The organism is Pseudomonas sp. FP198, assembly GCF_030687895.1.
Taxonomy (GTDB): domain Bacteria; phylum Pseudomonadota; class Gammaproteobacteria; order Pseudomonadales; family Pseudomonadaceae; genus Aquipseudomonas.
The window spans coordinates 5157918-5178512 of the sequence record NZ_CP117452.1; the positions used below are offsets into that span (position 1 = coordinate 5157918).

Consider the following 20595-nt stretch of genomic DNA (forward strand, 5'->3'; position numbering starts at 1 on the left):
GACTTAAGAACCTCAAGGCGAGCACATGAAGATTTCGAGACAAGCCTACGCCGACATGTTCGGCCCCACCGTCGGCGACAAGGTTCGCCTGGCCGATACCGAGTTGTGGATCGAAGTGGAAAAGGACTTCACCACCTACGGCGAAGAAGTGAAGTTCGGCGGCGGCAAGGTGATTCGCGATGGCATGGGCCAGAGCCAGTTGCTGGCCGCCGAGGTGGTCGACACGTTGATCACCAACGCACTGATCATTGACCACTGGGGCATCGTCAAGGCCGATGTCGGCCTCAAGGACGGACGCATCGCGGCGATCGGCAAGGCCGGCAACCCGGACATCCAGCCCGACGTGACCATCGCCATCGGCGCGAGCACCGAAGTGATCGCCGGCGAAGGCATGATCCTCACCGCGGGCGGCATCGACACCCACATCCACTTCATCTGCCCGCAGCAGATCGAAGAAGCATTGATGAGCGGTGTCACCACCATGATCGGCGGCGGCACGGGCCCGGCTACCGGGACCAACGCCACCACCTGCACCTCCGGGCCGTGGCACCTGGCGCGCATGCTCCAGGCCGCGGACGCGTTCCCGATGAACATCGGTTTCACCGGCAAGGGCAACGCCAGCCTGCCGGAGCCGCTGATCGAGCAGGTCAAGGCCGGGGCCATCGGCCTGAAGCTGCATGAAGACTGGGGCACCACGCCGGCGGCCATCGACAACTGCCTGAGCGTGGCCGACCAGTACGATGTGCAGGTGGCGATCCACACCGACACCCTCAACGAATCCGGCTTCGTCGAAACCACCCTGGCGGCGTTCAAGGGCCGCACCATCCACACCTACCACACCGAGGGCGCCGGTGGCGGACATGCGCCGGACATCATCAAGGCTTGCGGCTTTCCTAACGTGTTGCCCAGCTCCACCAACCCGACCCGACCGTTCACCCGCAACACCATCGACGAGCACCTCGATATGTTGATGGTCTGCCATCACCTGGACCCGAGCATCGCCGAAGACGTGGCCTTCGCCGAAAGCCGCATCCGCCGTGAAACCATCGCTGCCGAAGACATTCTCCACGACCTCGGCGCGTTTTCGATGATCAGCTCCGACAGCCAGGCCATGGGCCGCGTCGGCGAGGTCATCACGCGCACCTGGCAGACCGCCGACAAGATGAAAAAGCAGCGCGGCGCCCTGCCCGGTGATGGCGCCGACAACGACAATTTCCGCATCAAGCGCTACATCGCCAAGTACACCATCAACCCGGCGATCACCCATGGCATCAGCCATGAGGTGGGCTCCATCGAAGTCGGCAAATGGGCCGACCTGGTGTTGTGGCGCCCGGCGTTCTTCGGCGTCAAGCCGACCTTGATCCTCAAGGGTGGGGCGATTGCCGCCAGCCTGATGGGCGATGCCAACGCTTCGATTCCGACACCGCAACCGGTGCACTACCGGCCGATGTTCGCCAGCTACGGCGGTTCACGACACGCCACCAGCCTGACCTTCATCAGCCAGGCCGCCGCCGAAGCGGGCCTGCCGGAGCAATTGGGCTTGAAGAAACGGATCGCCGTGGTGAAAGGCTGTCGCGATGTGCAGAAGACCGACCTGATCCACAACGACTACCTGCCAAGCATCGACGTCGACCCACAAACCTATCAGGTCAAGGCCGACGGCGTACTGTTGTGGTGTGAACCGGCGGATGTGCTGCCGATGGCGCAGCGGTATTTTCTGTTTTGAGTGGATAACCGGCCGAACGCAAACTCCGTGGCGAGGGAGCTTGCTCCCGCTGGGGTGCGAAGCAGTCCTCGCTTTTTGGCGGTTGCTGCGCAACCGAGCGGGAGCAAGCTCCCTCGCCACAGGGTTTTATGTCCGCACCTGCCTCATTCGACCAACCGCCCCAGCCGCTGCTTGAGCATGCGGTTTTCGCTGCGCAGTTGCTGCACCTCTTCCAGCAGGTCCAGCGCCAGGGCGACACCGTCCCACTCCAACTCCAACTCGCGCCGCAGCCTGGCGGCGCGCCGGGCAAGGACCAGTTCGTAATCAGTGAATCGCCAGTCGGTCGGGGTCGCACCGTGGGGCTCGAGAATGCCGTGTGCCACGATTTCAATCACATGGACATCGGCCAACGCGGCGGCCTCACAGAATTCCATCAGGTTCAGTTCAATGATCGGGTTGTTCATGGTCTGCTTCTCCCAATGCTTCAACTGTCGAGTCTAGCCATGATCCTCGGTTCAGAAGTTCTCCCGCGGATCGAACGCGGCTTTCTTCGCCAGCTCCGCCCACAGCGCCTTGACCGACTCGTCGCTGGCCTTGGGCATCACGGCCTTGAGCTGCACGAACAGGTAACCGCGCTCGCCGGCCTTGTTACGCAGGCCGTGGCCCTTGGCGCGCATGCGCTGGCCGTTCTGGCTGCCGGCCGGCACCTTGAGGTTGATCTTGCCGGTGAGGGTCGGCACCGCCACCTCGGTGCCCAACGCCAACTCCCACGGCGCCAGGGGCAAAGTGATGATCAGGTCCTGGCCTTCGACATCGAACTTGGGGTGCGGGGCGAAACGAATGGTCAGGTACAAGTCGCCATTGCCGCCGCCACCGATGCCGGGCGCGCCCTGGCCCTTGAGGCGGATGCGCTCGCCATCGGTCACTCCCAGCGGGATCTTCACGTTCAGGCTTCTGCTGGTATTGCTCACATGCTGGCCCGCGGCGTTGTACTGCGGCACCTGGAAGCTGACCTTCTTCGATTCGTTCGACAGGGTCTCTTCCAGGAAGATCGGTAATTCCATTTCCACGTCTTGCCCCCGACGGCCGGCGCTGCGACCCGATTGTCCGCCACCGAAACCCGGCCCGCGATTGCCAAAGATCGAACTGAAGAAATCCGAGAAATCGCCAGTGTCCTGTCCGCCAAAACCACCACGGCTCTGCCACCCCGGCGGTCCTTGGAACGGCTGGCCGTGCTGGCCATAGCGACGCAAGTCGTCGTACTCGGCGCGTTTGTCCGCACTCTTCAGCGCTTCATACGCCTCGGAGACGTCCTTGAACTTGGTCTCGGCGTCTTTCTCCTTGCTCACATCCGGGTGGTATTTGCGCGCCAGTTTGCGATAGGCGGCCTTGATCGTGGCGTCGTCGGCCGTCGGCTCCACACCCAGGATCTTGTAATAGTCTTTGAAATCCATCTAAGCATCACCATCCGTTATCGATGTCGCACCGCCACGCACGGCATGCCCGGATGACCGGACAGCGGGTTGACCGGCCTCAAGATTGTGACCGGACGGTGCATCAGAAGTTTATCGGCAGCTGGCGGCGGATCTTGTACCGCCCTGTGCCACCAGACCCATGCCAGCAAGTTTGGGGGGCCGACGCGGTCTTTCAAGGCCGGGGTTTGCGAATTAGTGGACAACCGGCCTTCGAATCCGCGTCGCACTGGCATACACTGCGCGGCCGTTTTTACGACCGGAACTGAAAGACATGAAAAACCCATCCCCGGCGCGTGCCTGCGGTATCGACTTCGGCACGTCCAACTCCACCGTCGGCTGGCTGCGCCCTGGCATGGAAACGTTGATCGCGCTGGAGGACGACAAGATCACCTTGCCCTCGGTGGTCTTTTTCAATCTTGAGGAACGTCGCCCGGTCTACGGTCGCCTGGCACTGCACGAATACCTGGAAGGCTACGAAGGCCGGCTGATGCGCTCGCTCAAGAGCCTGCTGGGTTCCAAGCTGATCAAGCACGATACCAGCGTGCTCGGCACGGCGATGCCGTTCAAGGATCTGCTGGGGTTGTTCATCGGCCAGTTGAAGAAGCGTGCCGAAGCCACCGCCGGGCGGGAATTCGAAGAAGTGGTGCTGGGGCGTCCGGTGTTTTTCGTTGATGACGATGAAATGGCCGACCAGGAAGCCGAGAACACTCTGGTGGACGTGGCGCGGGCCATCGGTTTCAAGGAAGTCTCCTTCCAGTACGAACCCATTGCGGCAGCGTTCGATTATGAATCGACCATCGAAAAAGAAGAGCTGGTGCTGATCGTCGACATCGGCGGCGGTACTTCGGACTTCTCCCTGGTGCGCCTGTCTCCCGAGCGCCGCATGCACGACAACCGTCACGCCGACATCCTCGCCACCGGCGGCGTGCACATCGGCGGCACCGATTTCGACAAGCAGCTCAGCCTGCAAGGCCTGATGCCGCTCTTCGGCTACGGCAGCCGAATGAAAAGCGGCGCCTACATGCCCACCAGCCATCACATGAACCTGGCGACCTGGCACACCATCAACGCCGTGTATTCGCAAAAGTCCACGCTGGCCCTGGGCAGCATGCGCTACGACATCGAAGACACCGGCGGTATCGACCGGCTGTTCAAGCTGATCGAACAGCGTGCCGGGCATTGGCTGGCAATGGAAGTGGAGGAAACCAAGATTCAGCTGACCCACGCCGACCAGCGCCACGTGGCCCTGGACCGGATCGAGCCGGGCCTGAGCGTGGACCTGAGCCGCGCCTTGTTCGAATCGGCGATCGACGGCCTGCTGGAGCGAGTGCGCAACAGCGTCACGCAACTGCTCAACGATGCCAACGTGCGGGTTGATCAAGTCGACACGGTGTTCTTCACCGGCGGCTCCAGCGGCATTCCGGCGCTGCGCAACAGCGTCGCGGCAATGCTGCCCCAGGCGCGGCACGTGGAAGGTAATATCTTCGGCAGCATCGGCAGTGGGTTGGCGATCGAGGCGATGAAGCGGTACGGCAGCCAGGTCTGATCTGAGACCGAGGCGCCTGAATCGCGAGCAAGCTCGCTCCCACACTTGACCGCATCCTCCTGAAAAACCCGGTTAACTGTGGGAGCGAGCTTGCTCGCGATGGCGCCAGATCAGACAGCACATCCTTTGGATCAAACCATCCCCACCTGCTTCAACTCGCTCTTGAGATACGCATAGTAGATCGGCCCCGCCACCACACCCGGCAGGCCGAACGCGGCTTCGAACACCAGCATCGCCATGAGCAGCTCCCACGACTTGGCGCTGATCTGCCCGCCGACGATGCGGGCGTTGAGGAAATATTCGAGCTTGTGGATCACGATCAGGTAACCCAGCGCCGCCACGGCCACCCAGATCGACAGCGACAGGGCGACGATGGTGATCAGGGTGTTCGACATCAGGTTGCCGATCACCGGTAACAGACCCAGCAGGAACGTCATCACGATCAGGGTCTTGGTCAACGGCAGCTGAATGCCAAACAGCGGCAGCACCACCGCCAGGAATATCCCGGTGAAGAAGGTGTTGAGCAGGGAAATCTTGATCTGGGCGAAAACGATGTTGCGAAACGCCTTTACCAGCAGGTTCAGTCGGTCGAACAGCGCGGCGGCCAGGGGCTTGCGCTTGGTCAGGTCGGGGATGCGCTGCAAGGCGATGATGGCGCCCAGCACCATGCCGATCAGCAACGTCACGAACATGTGCGCCGCGTCCTTGCCCACCAGTTGCAGGTCACTGAGGTGCTTGCTCACCCAGTCGCCGATCGCCACCCGGAACTCGGCGGCGCTGGCCGGCAGGTAGGCGTCGATGAACGGCGGCAATTGCCCACGGGCGCGGTCGACCACACCCATGAATTTATCCAGGGAGGCGCCCGGGTTTTCCGCTTCGTGCAGCAGGAAACTGAAGGCCCCGGCGAAAATCAGGCTCAGCACACTGACCACCAGCGTGCCCAGCAACGCTACTGCCAGCCAGCGGGCACGCCGGCCTTCGATCAGTCGTTGCAGCTGCGGGGTGAGCATGTTGACCAGCTCGAACACCAGCAGCCCGGCCAACAGGCTCGGCAACAGGCGCAGCGGCAATACCAGCAGCAACCCACCAAAAATGATCACCCAACTGATCACCAACAACACATGACGCTGAGAAAACGTTGGCATACAGCCCCAGGACAAAAAAACGACATGAAAGGATCGGCAGTCTGCCAGCGTTCCGCTGGCAGCACTAGGGATTGTATCGGCCGACCTGGGTCCTGGTTCAGGCGTTTTTTTGTTTCTCGCACCGGTCTCTTCGCGAGCAGGCTCGCTCCCACCTCAGACCGAGCACTGCAAAGCCGCTGTGGGAGCGAGCCTGCTCGCGATGAAGCCTCCTCGGATTCAACGCTTACTTTTTCTTCAGGCAATCACTCATGAACGCTTTGCGCGCATCGCCCTTCAAGGCCTGGGTCGTCGCCGTGGCATTGCAGGTCTTCATGCGTTCCTGCGGGGTGCTGGGTTCAGCAGCGGCCGGAGTGGCCTTCAGGCAGTTGCTCATGAAAGCCTTGCGCTCGTCACCCTTGAGGGCCTTGGCGGTGGCGTCGGCGTTGCAGGTGGTCATCTTGGTCTGTTGGGCGGTGGCGGCGAAGCCCTGGGAACACAGCAGCAGGCCGATCATCAACAAAGGGACACGCAGCATCTTCATGGTGTTTCTCCTGGTTGCCGCCCGAGAAGGACAGCGATGAAGTGCAGTGTAGACAACGCCTGTTACACCTTCATCGCCGGATCTCCATTGCATGATCTACCGCTTTCGCGAGCAGGCTCGCTCCCACAAGGGGCACGGCGCAGAGCCACTGTGGGAGCGAGCCTGCTCGCGAAGAACGATAACGCGGTCGTGCTGATGCCCTACACCCCGGCATCCTTCAACCGCTGCGCATGCTCGACAAACAACCGGATCGGTTCCGCCCCCCTGCCCACCAGCCCCAGCGACTGATTGACGACGTCGAAATGGTCCAGGGGATAATCATCACGAATCACCGCGCCCAGGTGCGAGCTGTAGCGCCCGACCATGCCGTCGCACTGCCCGGCTTCGCGCACGAAGGTGCGCGCGAACAGCCGGCAGCTGCGATTGGTACCGTCGAGCAGGTTGCGGCCCCTGTCGGTCTTGCCCGGCTGCAGAGTCCCGGACCACGAGTAATAACGCACGCCATTGACTTCTTCCGGCCCCTGCCCGCCCCAAGTCTGCGGCAGGCCTTGTGGATAACGCTCGTTGAACAACGCCACGCCGGCAGTCGTCAGCGAGGCGTGGGAGGCGCGAATGTCCACCGGCAATTTTGGTCCGTGATAGCCGGTGTCGAGCAGGCTCATCAACGCGTTGATCAGCCGCAGCAAAGCGCTGAGCAACCGCCCTTTGGCGCTGTCGGCCGGATAATGGTCTTGCAGGTAATCGGCCAGTTCGGACCCGTGGTTGGTGCCCGCCACCGATGTGACCGAGGCCACCAGATCCGGGCGCAGGGCGGCTGCGTAGCGGGCAGTGAGGGCGCCCTGGCTGTGGCCGATCAGGTTGACCTTTTGCGCGCCGGTTTCCCTGAGAATTTCCTCGATCCGTGCCAGCAATTGCTCGCCGCGAACTTCGGACGAATGCAATGGCGAAACCTTCACCGCGACCACCACGGCTCCACCCCGGCGCAACGCCTCGACGATGCCATACCAATACGGATACAACACCAGGCGAATGAACCCGAGCATGCCCGGGACCAGCACCAGCGGGTAGCGAGTGGCGCAGCGTTGCGACATGGCGACGTCCTTGTGATCAAGAGGTGGTCAGCATCGGTACCGATGATGACCAGTCTATGACACACCCGCCACTTCGGCCCGCGCCGTCAATTTAAGGCGCCGGCGCCAGCTCCCATTGAACCGATCGAGCCCCGCTCAGAATGTCCGCGCCAGCGCCAGCAAGCGCTGCTCGGCCTCTGCATAGGACCGTGCGAAGCTGTGCTCGGCCGACTCCTCTCCTTCAGCGGCCACCACCGTCACATCGCTGATGCCGATAAATCCGAGGACCGTGCGCAGCAGCGTATCGGCGTGGTTCATGGATTCCAGCGAGCCTCCAAGGCCGAAGCCGAAATCGCCACGGCTGGTCACGATCAGGGCCTTCTTGCCCAACACCAGCGGTTCATATTGCGAGACGCCGTTATCCAGGCTGTGGTTGAACGTCACGCCAATGCGCACGATCTGGTCGATCCAGGCCTTCACGCCGCTGGGCACGCCGAAATTATGCATGGGCGTGGAAATCACCAGCCGGTCATGGGCCTGCAGCTCCGCCACCAACGCATCGCTCAAGGCCAGGTCGGCCTGCATGGTCAACGGCCGCGCCTGAGGCTCGGAGTGGAACGCCGCGGCGATGAAGGCTTCGTTGACCGGAGGAATGACGGTCCGGCCGACCTCGCGGCGAGTCGGTTGGGTATGTGGATTGGCGGCCTGCCAAGCCGCTATGAAAGCCTCCGTCAGACGCCGGGAATGGGAACGCTCGCCGCGAGGGCTGCCATGCACTACAAGAATCTTGCTCATCTGAAACTCCTGGATTGTGACTACACTGGAAACCACGAATGGCTTGCAGACTGAAGCCCAAGCCTGCATCAGCTCAAATGAGCGTTAGTTGATCGAGATGAACTGTTCTCATCTATTGGAGATTCCAGATGTTTGCTGCCCTACCGCTCAATGCGTTGCGTGCCTTCGAATCCGCTGCACGATTGCTCAGTTTCAAGGCCGCGGCGGCTGAGCTATCGGTAACGCCCACGGCGATTTCCCATCAGATCCGCTCACTGGAAACCTGGCTAGGCGTGCAACTCTTTGAGCGCCTGCCTCGTCAGGTGCGACTTACCGACGGTGGCCAACGCTTGTTCCACAGCCTGCACGGTGCCTTGCTGGAAGTGGCGCAAACCGTCGATACCCTGCGCCCGCAACGCAGCACCGCGCATCTGACGATTTCCACCACCGCAGCGTTCGCGGCGCTTTGGCTGGTGCCGCGCCTGGGTCGGTTCTACGCGCGCCATCCCACCATCAATGTCCGCCTGGACACGCACTGCGAAGTGATCGACCTGCACCAGGACGCCAGCGTGGACATGGTGGTGCGCTATAGCCTGGAGAACTACCCGAACCTGTATGGCATGTGTCTGTTCGACGAGTACTTCGGTGTATACGGTTCACCTGAGCAAATAGCCGCTCTGGCGACCCGACAACCGACGACGTTGATCAGTGTGCGATGGCACAACACCAAGCTGTATGCCCATGGCTGGGACGCCTGGTGTGCGCGGGCGGGAGAAACCTGGCTGACCCGTCAGCCCTGCATACGCGAATACGACGAGGAGCATTACGCCCTGCAAGCGGCGATTGCCGGGCAAGGCCTGGTCCTGGCGAGCAACGTCCTGGTTTCCGAAAGCGTCGCCAGCGGTTTGTTGGTCGCTTACCGCCCGCACCTCCAAGTCAACGGCGCGGGCTACAGCGCCTTATGCGTTCCGGGCCGGGAACGCCATCCGCCAGTACGAGCGTTTTTCAAATGGCTGGAGGAAGAGGCGCGGCAGTCCGGGCACGCCCTGACGAGTTCGATAAAACTGTTCCAGGACCGTATCAGCCAGAACCAGAGCAATCATGCGGGCAAAGTTTGAGGCTCTGCAGTGCCCGCTGAAGCAAGCTCGACAATCAATGAGTCCGCGGTGGCCGGCAGGCCGCGCCGCACCTTTTGTTCAATTCCGTTTCTTTCGTAACGGGCTGTACTGAGTTGCCTTGTGGAAACATTCACACTGACCTGTCCCATTACATGCTTGCCTGCGAAGCGCTGCTGGAAAAAAAGCTCATCAACATATTGCGAGGTGCGAAACCTCACAGATACCGTATAAACAACAAGGCCGACGCCTATCAGGCTGATATGCACAAAAATAGTCGTATCGGAGTTGTCCTTCCCCTGAGCAGCTGAAAGCAACTGCTCCCTGATCGCAGCACCCAATGCCTCTGAACCCAGCGCATCCTCAACACTGGCTACCAGCCGATCAAGCTGCGCCTGCGGCTCGACATCTGATATCAATCTTTCCCTGAGCAAGTCGCTCAGCACAATGACCGCCTCGTCCTTCGGCGCGAAACTGGACGCTTTATTCGCCAGGGTCGCCCATTCCAGATTTTCCATGGCGCGGGAATAACCCGAGCGCCACTTCCCCGGAGCAACGAACTTATCACCGGTCGAGCGAGCATACAGATGCGAATAGAGCAACGAATATTTCAACTTCTGCCGCCATTCCTTCGGCACCCCTGACGAAATCGACAACAGCCCTTCCGGAAGCAGCAGAGTTTCCTCATTCAACATGACAACCACCTTCTAAGACGGGTTGCTCATTCGACAACCCCATGGGCGCTTATAAGCTGACCCCGTTGAAAAAATCTTCGGAGCTCTTATCCAGTTTCTGGTAGATCATGTCCCTATTCCGATCATGCAAGCCCATATTGAGCTCGACCATCGTAGCCACGCGTTTCATTCGAAGCCGCGACACTTTCCACTTCCAGAACCAAGCTCCACCTTGACGGGAAGAAAGACTGCAGTCGACAGCCAGAAAAGCGGTTATCGCTGTTCCAGTTGCGGATTGGATGCAGGGCACAATCCTGAAATCCTTGTCCGCACCTTTCTGACTGTTTTTATCAAAAAGACTGACCAGCTTTTCATCGGATTGCAACCGACCGAATACGTCACTCAGAAGTTGCAGCATCGCCGGAGCGTTTCGTCCCGCCACCGCCTGGATAATATTAAGAACGATGGCATCCATCGTCAGGCTTGTTTGTGAAGTCGTGAGTTCCTGATATTTGCTGCTGGTCATCGTCCATCCGCAATGCCTCATTGCAGTAGCATAGTGCGCGTGCCACTGGACGGGGTGCACGTTCTTGTTGAACTGGGAAGTGGCATAACGCTCAGCAAAATGAATACTGTCCGCCGCCGCCTGCTTTTTATCTTCATCCAGATTGTCGGTGAACCCGATAATGGCGGGATGCTCATTGGCCAATAACACGTCCGCCTTGGAAACCGACTGAGTTGCCGAATCTGCAGCCTTTGTAAAGCGGGCATTTTTTGGTGCATCAGCGGAAAAATCGGCAAGAGCGACGGGCGCAAGCCTTACCGAATCAAAAAAGCGCCTGCTCTCATCGGCGCCGGGCAATAAAATACTCATGACACTTATCCTTTTAATAGGTGGTTGTTGTGCAGCCACATGGCTGCACAACAACAACTTAATCACCCAAGCCCAGACTTACCACACTTCATCCATGACCGCTTATTACCAACACCCAGGCATACGTATGCAACCCTATCCGATTCGTTAAAAATCAAGATAGCGTTACAATTCGATTAACTAACTAACCAACTAACCAACCGCGCCTAATACAATCGGCAAATTTCTCCTGCCCGCCTTCGGCGCGGTTATCCGCTACTTCACAGGCGCAATCAATCCTTTACTGTCTTCGGCGCCTTGCCAGCCTTCATCTGTTCAAGCAACGGTGCACACTGGTTCGGCTCGCCGCCGCTGGGAGCGACCAACGCCAGCAACCCCGCCGCCGGCGCGGCGATGACACCCAGCGCGACCATCCCGGCCCCACGCAACATCAGCGGCACGGCCTTGACCCCGGCGGCGGGCTTGGCGAAGGTGCCTCGTACATACAGCGGCGAACGCAGGGAAATCAACCGCCAGCCCTTGGACTCCGGGGTGACGCTCAGGTCCAGTTGCTCCGTAGCCATATTCGCCGTGCCATCGATATAGATGATCGCGTTCTCGGTATCGAATACGAACAGGCGAGTGGTCGCCAGGCCGGTCTTGATGCCGAAATCAGCCGCCGCGCAATTGATCTTCACTTCCTTGTCGCCGAAGATTTTTCCCACCACATAGTTGCCAACGTTCAACCCAGCCAGCTCCATCAACTCCCGACTGATAGCGCCGTCATTGATGAGCATCTTCAAGTTGCCATTGGCGGTGCCCAGCAACGCCGCTACCGAATTACCTCGGCCGGACAGATCGGCGTCGCCATTGAGCTCGCCGAAACTGGTTTTCATCGGTTCGAAACCCGGGAAAAGCTGCTTGAGCTTGAAGCCTCGCGCGGTCAGTTTCGCCTGGCCTTCGAGGGGCCGGGTCTGTCCATTTAGGCGAATCTGCGCATCGAGACGACCACCAGCCACGCCAAAGCGCAAGGGTTCAAGGCTCAACTGGCCATTGTTCAGCAGCAAATGAGTGTAGAGGTCGGTAAAGGGCAACTGCTCGCTGTGGACGATGCGCTTGCCGGTGAACTCCACGTCGGCATCCATTACGCTCCAGCGCTCAGTGCGGAATTCCTCCACCGGCAAGACCTTGTCGGACGGTTGTTTGCTGGCGCCGCCACGCGCCTTCTGTTGCGTGTTGGAGTCGGCGCCGATAAGCGGCGCCAGGTCGCTGAACAACAGCTGATCGGATACCAGCGCGCCAGTGAGTTTCGGCCTCGGCTGGCTGGAAACATAAGCCAGGTCGCCGTGAATATCGCTTTCGCCAATCTTGCCGTTGAACGCCTCGTAGCGGAACTGCGCCCCCTCCGGTTCGTGGAGCTTGGCGATCAGGCGACCATCGGTGGCATAGGGTGGAGAATCCGGCAGTGTCACGCCAGTCAACGGGTAAAGATTGGCCAGGCTTTTACCGGCCAGTTTCAGACGCAGGTCCAGGGCACCAAGGTTCTTCGGGTCGGTAAGGATGCCGGCCAGCTCGATGCGGGTGTCGGCAATCTTCGCCTGGGCCTGCAGGGGAAAGGGTTGCGATGCATCCTGCAAGGCCAGCAAGCCACCGACTTTGCCGGAACCGCTCAGGTTCTGTCCTTGATACTGCCCGTCTACCTTGAAAGCAAAGGCGTAGTCCTGTGGCGCCGCACCTTGTTCCCGGGCTTTGTTCGCGGTCTTTTCACCGACGATATCGCTGAACGGAATGGGCTTGCCCAACGGGTCGATCAACACCTCGAGCCTGGTCTTGAGCGTCTGGTCATCCAGCGTGACATGCCCCTTGTCAAAGCCGATGGCACCAATATCGACCGACCAACTGGACGGTTCGGCGTCCGGGTCCTTCGGATCGAACTGGAAGGTCCAGTTGGCACGTCCATCAGCCAGGCGCTGCAGGCTGGCGTTGGGTTCGGTCAGGTCGATGCGCGGGATCGCCACCCGCCGGGCCAACAGGGCCAAGGGCGAGATACGTAGCTCGACGCGCTTGAGCGTGACCATTTGCGGGGTTTTCGACCAGTCCGGGTTTCCCAGGCTCAGATCTTCGGCCACGACATGGGGCCATGGCACAAAGGCGCGCCAGCCGCCTTCCTGCGGTTCGCGCTGCCAGATCACCGCCAGGTTGCCATTGATTGCGAATGGACGATGCAACTCCTCGGAAACCTTCGCGTTGAGCGTGGGCTTGAGGCGGTTCCAGTCGAAGAAAGCGATGACCAGCACAAGCGCGGCCAGCAGGGCGATGAGGCAGGCAAAGCCCCAGGCGAAAATTTTTGAGGTGCGCGTCATGCACAAGGCTCCTGACAATATGGCGTGCGGACCGCGACGCCTGGGGCAACACGAACCGCTACTGGCTCACTGCCGATAAACGATTGGACTGCCGAAACGGCCGACAGGTTTACCACCAAGCGCGACGACCGGCACGAAAAAACGCCTCGGAACCTGACCGTTTCGACAGCTACCTGTTACCGCGCCCGCACTTTTGCTGGGCGCGAGTGGGTACAAACTACCCACTCCAGGGCAAAACTGCCCCTCTGAAAGGCCCGTTCTAGAGCCTTCCCGCAGAACAATCAATTCCGTTGATTATTACCATTGTGTTTATGAACTTTTATATCGACTTATCGAGAGTAGCATTGCCCTCGTACCCACTTTCCAGCCCTCTCGAGGAGCAACGATCATGAAACGCCAATTACTGATGAGCCTTTCCCTTTCCCTGCTGGCTTCTACCGCCTTCGCCTTGCCAGCTTCCGAACAGGCCACGCCACAAGTCAAGGACAGCCATTCTGTCTATAGCCAGACCGTAGCCGAAGGTGGCCGTGACCGCCTGGAAGAGAAAGGCCTGGTCGAAGGTGGTTCCGACCGCACCCCACAAGGCCAGACCCTGGCAGCTGACGGCTCCGACCGCACTCCACAAGGCCAGACCTTGGCGGCTGACGGCTCCGACCGCACCCCACAAGGCCAGACCCTGGCAGCTGACGGTTCCGACCGCACCCCACAAGGCCAGACCCTGGCTGCTGACGGTTCCGATCGCACTCCACTGGGCGAAACCCTGGCCGCTGACGGTTCCGATCGCACTCCACTGGGCGAAACCCTGGCCGCTGACGGTTCCGATCGCACTCCACAAGGCCAAACCCTTGCCGAAGGCGGTGGTGACCGTGTAATCGAACGCAACAGTGCAGTGAGCTGAGCCCATGGTGGCCCGCAAAAAAGCCCGATTCCCTGAATCGGGCTTTTGACTTTTCAAGCCTCTCGTTTTCCCGACTGATCCCTCCCTATCGTTCGACGCCGCCAAAGACGATTTGCTAGAGTGCATCGCTCCCATGACCTGGAAGTCAGCCTGCAATGCTTCCCCGCGCCGAACAGAAACAACAGACCCGAAATGCCCTGATGGATGCAGCGCGCCATTTGATGGAGTGCGGCAGGGGATTCGGCAGCCTGAGCCTGCGCGAAGTCGCCAAGACAGCCGGCATCGTACCCACCGGGTTCTATCGACACTTCGACGACATGGACCAGCTTGGCCTGGCGCTCGTCAGCGAAGTCGGGCAGACGTTTCGCGAAACCATCCGGCTGGTGCGCCACAACGAATTTGTCATGGGCGGCATCATTGATGCGTCTGTGCGTATTTTTCTCGACGTGGTGCATGCCAACCGATCGCAGTTCCTGTTCCTGGCCCGCGAGCAGTACGGCGGCTCCCTACCGGTACGCCAGGCCATCGCGAAGCTGCGCGAAGACATCAGCTCGGACCTCGCCGCCGACCTGGCATTGATGCCCAAATTGCAGCACCTGGATCTTGCGGGACTCAGCGTGATGGCCGACCTCGTCGTCAAAAGTGTCTTCGCCACCCTGCCGGACATCATCGACCCGCCCGCCAAAGCACTTCCCGAACATCTCACCCCCCAGGCAAAGATCACCCAGCAACTGCGGTTCATCTTCATCGGCCTCAAGCATTGGCACGGGTTGGGTAGCACCGAATAATCGCCCACCCCACCACCTTCCATGTGGGAGCGAGCCTGCTCGCGAAGCGCTGGGTCAGCCAGCATTGAATTTCCCGGTGCACCGCTTCGCGAGCAGGCTCGCTCCCACGATGTTTTGTGCGTGATTCGAAGTGGTGCACGATTTCGCCAGGCGCACCATAACGGCACGAAACCCGCCCCATTCAGGAACGCCATCCCCGCCATTTCCTACATCCCCTTCGATTGGCAAGCCCCTTGCTCTAAACACAGCACCGTTCATTGCTGGAAGCACTCCGATGCTGGTTATCCACCGCAGAATCGACACTCAACCGCGCTGGGACGCCGAGCTGCACCTGACCTTTGACGCCCGCAGCAAAAGCCGTCTGCGCTGTTTCAGTGCCGCGGGGGAAGACGTGGGATTGTTCTTGGAGCGAGGCCAGCCGCCGCTGTACGACGCTGAATGCCTTCAGGCCGAGGATGGGCGCATCGTGCGTGTCTGCGCCCGCCCTGAACAATTGCTCCACGTTACCTGTGCCAATGCGTTCGAACTGACCCGTGCCGCCTACCACTTGGGCAATCGCCACGTTGCCTTGCAGGTGGGCGATGGCTGGCTGCGCCTGCTGGACGATTACGTGCTCAAGGCGATGCTCGAACAATTGGGCGCCAGCGTCGAATCCATTGAAGCGCCGTTCCAGCCGGAACACGGCGCCTACGGCGGCGGCCATCATCATTCCCGGCACGGCGACGAAGATTTCAATTACGCACCGCGCCTGCACCAGTTCGGCGTGCGTTCATGAACCCGGCCTGGGCGCTGCTGCGCCTGGCCAGTCCGCAACTGCCGATTGGCGGCTACAGCTACTCCCAAGGCCTGGAAATGGCTGTAGATAACGGCCTGGTCAAGACGCCCGATGAAGCACGCCGCTGGATCAGCGATCAGATGCTACTGAACCTCGCGCGTTTCGAAGCGCCCTTGCTGCTGGCTCATTGCACGGCGGCCGCTGCCGACGATTGGCACGCGCTGCTGGAACTCTGTGAACAACACCGTGCCAGCCGGGAAACCCGCGAGCTGTACCAGGAAAGCCGGCAGATGGGCTACTCGTTGCAACAACTGCTGGCGGGCCTGCCGGAACTCGACAGCGCAGCGCGCAGCTTCCTTGAACAGCGCAGCGAACCGCACCTGGCGTTGGGCTGGGCCCTGGCGGCCCGTGCCTGGGACATCAAGCCAGAGGATGCCCTCGCCGCCTGGTTGTGGAGCTGGCTGGAAAACCAACTGGCGGTGCTGATGAAAACCCTACCGTTGGGCCAGCAAGCCGCGCAGAGGTTGACCAGCGAACTGCTGCCGTTGCTGCAACAGGCCCAGCAGATCGCCTCGAACATCGACCCCGACCATTACGGCAGTGCCGCGTTTGGCCTGTCCCTGGCGTGCATGGCCCATGAGCGCCAGTACAGCCGCCTGTTCCGTTCATAGGAGAGACACATGAATACACAACCTTTGCGCGTCGGTATTGGCGGCCCGGTAGGCTCCGGCAAGACCGCACTGACCCTGGCTCTCTGCCTGGCCTTGCGCGAGCGCTACAACCTGGCCGTGGTCACCAACGATATCTACACCCGTGAAGACGCTGACTTCCTGGTGCGCAACGAAGCCCTGGCGCCGGAGCGGATCATCGGCGTGGAAACCGGCGGGTGCCCGCACACGGCGATTCGCGAAGATGCCTCGATCAACCTTGAAGCGGTGGACCAGTTGAACCGGCGCTTCCCGGGCCTCGACCTGATCCTGGTCGAGTCCGGTGGCGACAACCTGTCCGCGACCTTCAGCCCCGAGCTATCGGACCTGACCATTTACGTGATCGACGTATCGGCTGGCGACAAGCTGCCGCGCAAGGGCGGGCCGGGCATCTGCAAATCCGACCTGCTGGTGATCAACAAGATTGACCTGGCGCCATTGGTGGGCGCCTCCCTGGAACTGATGAACAGCGATACCCAGCGGATGCGCAACGGCAAGCCCTTCGTGTTCAGCAACCAGAAGACCGGCCAGGGCCTGGACGACATCATCGCCTTCATCGAGCGCCAGGGCCTGCTGAGCGCCGCGTGACTTTTCCCATTCGAACAAGGAAGCCTATCCATGACATTCAAACGTATCCTCGGCGCCCTCGCCTTGCTACTGACTCCGGCTCTGGCCTTTGCCCACCCCGGTCACGGCGATAACGGCCTGATCGCCGGCCTGGGCCACCCCATCGGCGGGCTCGACCATCTGCTCGCGATGTTGGCGGTCGGCTTGTGGGCGGCCCAACAACAAGGCGCCGCGCGCTGGGCACTGCCATGCACTTTCGTCGGGACGATGCTGCTCGGTGGTTTGCTGGGCTTCGAAGGCCTGAATCTGCCAGCGTTGGAAAGCGGCATCGCCGCCTCGGTGCTGGCCCTGGGCCTGGCGGTGGCGCTGGCGGTGCGTCCGCCGCTGAGCCTGGCAGTCGGTGCGACGGCGATATTTGCGCTGTTCCATGGCGTGGCCCATGGCTTGGAGCTGCCGGACATGTCGAGTCCGTGGGCCTATGCGGTGGGGTTCGTCGCCGCGACGGCGGCGCTGCACGGCGCGGGCTTTGCGCTGGTTCGCGTGTTGCCACGCGCGGCGGCGCCAGTGATCAGGTTGGCCGGGGCTGCTTCGGCGGCGGCTGGGGTCTGGTTGTTGGCTAGCTGAATCTCTATCGCCCGCACGGGCCTCATCGCGAGCAATCTCGCTCCCACAGTTTGATCGGCGTATGCCGCCCCCTGTGTTGGAGCCTGCCCCCACAGTCTGATCGGTGTGCACCGGCCCTTGTGGGAGCGAGCTTGCTCGCGATGACGGACTTACAGGTGCCACCTATCTAGAGTCGGTCACTCTGCTACCATGTCGCGCAAACGCCCCCCGCCGTGACGACGTCCGCCAATGCCTGAAGCCTCCCGCTCCGCCCTTCTACCCGAATTGACCACGCTGTTCGCCACGGTGCATCAGCAGTTTCACGATGTGATCGTGCCGATGTGGCAAGGTCCGGGCTGGAATGCCGAGCTGGCGTTGCCCTATGAGTCCCTGGATACCCAGCACAAGCCGCTGCCGCCCCAGCGTTATCGCGCCATGGCCTGTGCGCGGCAGTTGTATGTGTTCGCCAGCCTGATCGGCGAAGTGCCGCAGGCCGAGGAGCGGGCCGCCGCGCTGTTTCGCTCGCTGCAACGGCACTTCCACGATGCCGAGCATGGCGGCTGGTTCTACAGCATCGACCCGCAGGGGATACCGCTGGATACCGGCAAGGATCTGTACACCCACGCCTTCATCCTGTTCGCCTGCGCCCATTACTGGGGCAAGGTTCGCGAGCCGCTGGTGGAGTCGGTGCTCAATGCGGCCCTGGAAATCATCGCGCGACGCTTCGCCACTGGCGACGGTCTCTACGAAGCCAGCCTTGGCCGCGACTGGTCGACAGCCGAAACCGGCCCGCTGCAGAACCCGCTGATGCATCTGGCGGAGGCTTTTCTCGCGACCCTTGCGGTTCGCGACGATGCCGCTGTTCACCAAGCGTTGCTGAGCCTGTGCGAGGGGATGCTCAAGTGCTTCGTTGATCCGCAACGGCAAGTCATGATGGAGAAACCGCTCAAGGCTGTGGATAACTGGTTCGAGCCGGGACATCAGTTCGAGTGGTATTTCCTGCTGGCCTCATCGCCCTTGTTGCGTGGCGGCAAACTGCACATGGCCCTGGAACGCAGCTTCGGCGATACCGAACAACAAGGCGTCGATCCGGGCACCGCTGGCGTTTGCGCCATGCTGGCCCTGGAGCCGCAGACGGCTCCGCGCGATGCAACCCCACGCATCTGGGCCCAGGCGGAATACCTGCGGGCACTCACGCTGCGCCCTGGCAGCGAAGGGACGTTGCTGCGCCAGTTACGGGCGTTGCAGCAACATTTCCTGCATCCCCTGGGCTGGAACGAATGTCTTGATGCCAACGGCAATGTCAGCCGCCGGGATATGCCGTCCACTACGCCTTATCACCTGCTGACCTGCTATCGCGGGCTGGCTGACTATCTGGCCTGACACACCTTTGTGGTGAGGGAGCAACTCCCACACCACAAAAAGCTATCTCGAAAACCCGTCAGGCCTTGTTGCGCTCGATGGCAAACCCAGCCCACGTCTGGCTCACCGGCATCAGCTCCAGGCTGTTGATGTTGATGTGCGCCGGCGTGTTGAGCACCCAGAAGATGGTCTCGGCGATGTCCTGCGGCTGGATCGGCTCGGCGCCGGCGTAAGTCGCGTTGTAGCGCTCCTGATCACCACCGAAGCGCACCAGGGAAAACTCGCTCTCGCACAGCCCCGGTTCGATATTGCTCACCCGCACGCCGGTGCCTTGCAGGTCACAGCGCAGGTTCAACGAGAACTGTCTGACGAACGCCTTGCTCGCGCCATACACGTGGCTGCCCGGATACGGGTAGTTGCCGGCAATGGAGCCCAGGTTGATGATCCCGGCGCCACGACCATGGGCGATCAGCCGCGGCAACAGCAGGCGAGTACTGTAGATCAGGCCCTTCACATTGGTGTCGACCATGGTGTCCCAGTCATCGAGGTCGCACTTGGGCGCGGGGTCGACGCCCAGGGCCAGGCCGGCGTTATTGATCAGGCCGCGCAATTTGGCGAACGAAGACGGCAGGCTAGCGATGGCCTCTTCCATGGCCTTGCGATCACGCACGTCCAGGACCAGGCCATGGACCTCGGTCTGCTTCGATAACTCGGCACAGAGGGCGCTGAGGCGCTCTTCACGACGACCGGTCAGCACCAGTTTCCAACCGGCCTCGGCAAAACGACGGGCACAGGCTTCACCAAAACCGGACGTCGCGCCGGTGATAAACAGGGTGTCGGACATCGTGTTCTCCTTGCTTGGGCTTCAAACCATTAATGGAAATCGGCCCACAGCATGCCCGCCCTGACACGCCATGGGCAAGGCTTGAGGGCGCGTTTTTGCCTGCACTGCTGCTCATAAAATAACCAATCGAGTCCAGGCCTTGCCAAACAAGGGCTGCAGAGGGTTGCGCGCATCTTATCCACAGGCACGTCCACAATAATCGGGGGCAAGTACAAACACTGGAAGCCGCTGTGTATAAGGCTTTGCGGGACATTTGGAAATTTTTTTCGCTTGACCCACCAAGTGAGGTTGTGCAGCCGAAGTTATCTGCTATAAGCCGAGGCGAGATAGACGATGGCGCCAAGCCAGCAACGACGCTGCTCCGCGCGGTCTTTCCAGAGTTTAGTCACAGACTTATCCACAGGCTCGCTGACAGTTTTCCGAACGCCAATGACGCTCAGAAAACTGTTGACAACTGCCGCTTCCGAATGACCAAAACCGCCTGATCAAAAAATGCTCACCACGCTGAAAGCCGCGTAATCAAAGGGTTACAGCCAAGTACACCCACGTTACCCACAGCCAGTTCCACAGCAAACGGGGACAAGTCAAAACCGTGACAAAACAACTGTTTGCGGCGACTTTATGTCGCGGTTTCGCAGAGCTTCAAGATTGTTGTCCACAATTTCGAAAAATACATAAAAACCCTGTGGGAGCGAGCTTGCTCGCGATAGCTTTGGTTCAGTCAGCATCGATATCGACTGATCTACTGCTATCGCGAGCAAGCTCGCTCCCACAGGGTTTGTGGATATAGATAAAAAACCGGCGATCACTC

General features: G+C 60.7%; 20 protein-coding genes. 10 read left to right on the forward strand and 10 right to left on the reverse strand.

What is annotated here, in order from left to right; translation table 11 throughout:
- The first annotated feature begins 25 nt into the window (after positions 1-25).
- Positions 26-1726 carry an urease subunit alpha gene (gene ureC / locus PSH78_RS23495; RefSeq protein WP_305497117.1) on the forward strand — a complete coding sequence of 567 codons (1701 nt, stop codon included), beginning with the start codon at positions 26-28 and terminating at the stop codon, positions 1724-1726.
- A 143-nt stretch (positions 1727-1869) separates the two neighbouring features.
- Here the strand turns inward: ureC and PSH78_RS23500 are convergent, their stop codons facing one another.
- Both PSH78_RS23500 and PSH78_RS23505 read right to left on the reverse strand, forming a co-directional pair.
- Positions 1870-2169 carry a chaperone modulator CbpM gene (locus tag PSH78_RS23500; protein ID WP_305497118.1) on the reverse strand — a complete coding sequence of 100 codons (300 nt, stop codon included), beginning with the start codon at positions 2167-2169 and terminating at the stop codon, positions 1870-1872.
- 51 nt (positions 2170-2220) lie between these two features.
- Entirely contained in the window at positions 2221-3159 is a 939-nt protein-coding gene (locus PSH78_RS23505; RefSeq protein ID WP_305497120.1) for a DnaJ C-terminal domain-containing protein, read from the reverse strand.
- Positions 3160-3451: 292 nt separating this feature from the next.
- On the opposite strand from PSH78_RS23505, the gene PSH78_RS23510 reads away from it, so the two are divergent.
- Complete coding sequence (locus tag PSH78_RS23510) at positions 3452-4726, forward strand: Hsp70 family protein (RefSeq protein ID WP_305497121.1); 1275 nt, start codon at positions 3452-3454, stop codon at positions 4724-4726.
- A 131-nt stretch (positions 4727-4857) separates the two neighbouring features.
- Here the strand turns inward: PSH78_RS23510 and PSH78_RS23515 are convergent, their stop codons facing one another.
- From PSH78_RS23515 to PSH78_RS23530, 4 genes are all read right to left on the reverse strand, one after another.
- Entirely contained in the window at positions 4858-5871 is a 1014-nt protein-coding gene (locus PSH78_RS23515) for an AI-2E family transporter (protein WP_305497122.1), read from the reverse strand.
- Positions 5872-6094: 223 nt separating this feature from the next.
- On the reverse strand, positions 6095-6391 hold the full coding sequence (locus PSH78_RS23520; RefSeq protein WP_305497125.1) for a PsiF family protein: 297 nt from the start codon (positions 6389-6391) through the stop codon (positions 6095-6097).
- Positions 6392-6591: 200 nt separating this feature from the next.
- Positions 6592-7482, reverse strand: a complete 891-nt coding sequence (locus PSH78_RS23525) for a triacylglycerol lipase (protein WP_305497126.1) — start codon at positions 7480-7482, stop codon at positions 6592-6594.
- A gap of 135 nt (positions 7483-7617) precedes the next feature.
- Positions 7618-8256 (reverse strand): FMN-dependent NADH-azoreductase, encoded by a 639-nt coding sequence (locus tag PSH78_RS23530; protein WP_305497127.1) that lies wholly within the window; start codon positions 8254-8256, stop codon positions 7618-7620.
- Positions 8257-8384: 128 nt separating this feature from the next.
- On the opposite strand from PSH78_RS23530, the gene PSH78_RS23535 reads away from it, so the two are divergent.
- Positions 8385-9353, forward strand: coding sequence for a LysR substrate-binding domain-containing protein (locus PSH78_RS23535; protein WP_305497128.1), 969 nt, complete (start codon positions 8385-8387; stop codon positions 9351-9353).
- On the opposite strand, the gene PSH78_RS23540 is transcribed toward PSH78_RS23535, so the two are convergent.
- The 3 genes from PSH78_RS23540 to PSH78_RS23550 all read right to left on the reverse strand — a co-directional run bounded on the left by PSH78_RS23540 (position 9335) and on the right by PSH78_RS23550 (position 13240).
- Positions 9335-10045, reverse strand: coding sequence for a hypothetical protein (locus PSH78_RS23540; protein WP_305497129.1), 711 nt, complete (start codon positions 10043-10045; stop codon positions 9335-9337). The two genes, PSH78_RS23535 and PSH78_RS23540, sit on opposite strands and share 19 nt — an antisense overlap.
- Before the next feature lie 49 nt (positions 10046-10094).
- A complete protein-coding gene (locus PSH78_RS23545; protein WP_305497130.1) occupies positions 10095-10898 on the reverse strand; it encodes a hypothetical protein in 804 nt (267 codons plus the stop codon).
- 272 nt (positions 10899-11170) lie between these two features.
- Complete coding sequence (locus PSH78_RS23550; protein WP_305497131.1) at positions 11171-13240, reverse strand: AsmA family protein; 2070 nt, start codon at positions 13238-13240, stop codon at positions 11171-11173.
- Between the two features lie 388 nt (positions 13241-13628).
- Between PSH78_RS23550 and PSH78_RS23555 the strand changes: the two genes are divergently transcribed.
- From PSH78_RS23555 to PSH78_RS23585, 7 genes are all read left to right on the forward strand, one after another.
- Positions 13629-14138, forward strand: a complete 510-nt coding sequence (locus tag PSH78_RS23555) for a hypothetical protein (protein ID WP_305497132.1) — start codon at positions 13629-13631, stop codon at positions 14136-14138.
- A gap of 155 nt (positions 14139-14293) precedes the next feature.
- Positions 14294-14926 (forward strand): TetR family transcriptional regulator, encoded by a 633-nt coding sequence (locus PSH78_RS23560; RefSeq protein ID WP_305497134.1) that lies wholly within the window; start codon positions 14294-14296, stop codon positions 14924-14926.
- A 274-nt stretch (positions 14927-15200) separates the two neighbouring features.
- Complete coding sequence (gene ureE / locus PSH78_RS23565; protein WP_305497136.1) at positions 15201-15701, forward strand: urease accessory protein UreE; 501 nt, start codon at positions 15201-15203, stop codon at positions 15699-15701.
- Positions 15698-16372, forward strand: a complete 675-nt coding sequence (locus PSH78_RS23570) for an urease accessory protein UreF (RefSeq protein ID WP_305497138.1) — start codon at positions 15698-15700, stop codon at positions 16370-16372. The genes ureE and PSH78_RS23570 overlap by 4 nt, the downstream gene beginning before the upstream one ends.
- Before the next feature lie 9 nt (positions 16373-16381).
- Positions 16382-16996 carry an urease accessory protein UreG gene (ureG, locus tag PSH78_RS23575; protein ID WP_305497140.1) on the forward strand — a complete coding sequence of 205 codons (615 nt, stop codon included), beginning with the start codon at positions 16382-16384 and terminating at the stop codon, positions 16994-16996.
- 30 nt (positions 16997-17026) lie between these two features.
- Positions 17027-17599: a HupE/UreJ family protein gene (locus PSH78_RS23580; RefSeq protein WP_305497142.1), complete on the forward strand. Its 573-nt coding sequence runs from the start codon at positions 17027-17029 to the stop codon at positions 17597-17599.
- 228 nt (positions 17600-17827) lie between these two features.
- The gene (locus PSH78_RS23585) at positions 17828-18961 is read left to right on the forward strand and encodes an AGE family epimerase/isomerase (protein WP_305497144.1); all 1134 of its coding nucleotides are present in this window, start codon (positions 17828-17830) and stop codon (positions 18959-18961) included.
- 58 nt (positions 18962-19019) lie between these two features.
- Here the strand turns inward: PSH78_RS23585 and PSH78_RS23590 are convergent, their stop codons facing one another.
- Entirely contained in the window at positions 19020-19784 is a 765-nt protein-coding gene (locus PSH78_RS23590; protein WP_305497146.1) for an SDR family oxidoreductase, read from the reverse strand.
- Positions 19785-20595: the final 811 nt, after the last annotated feature.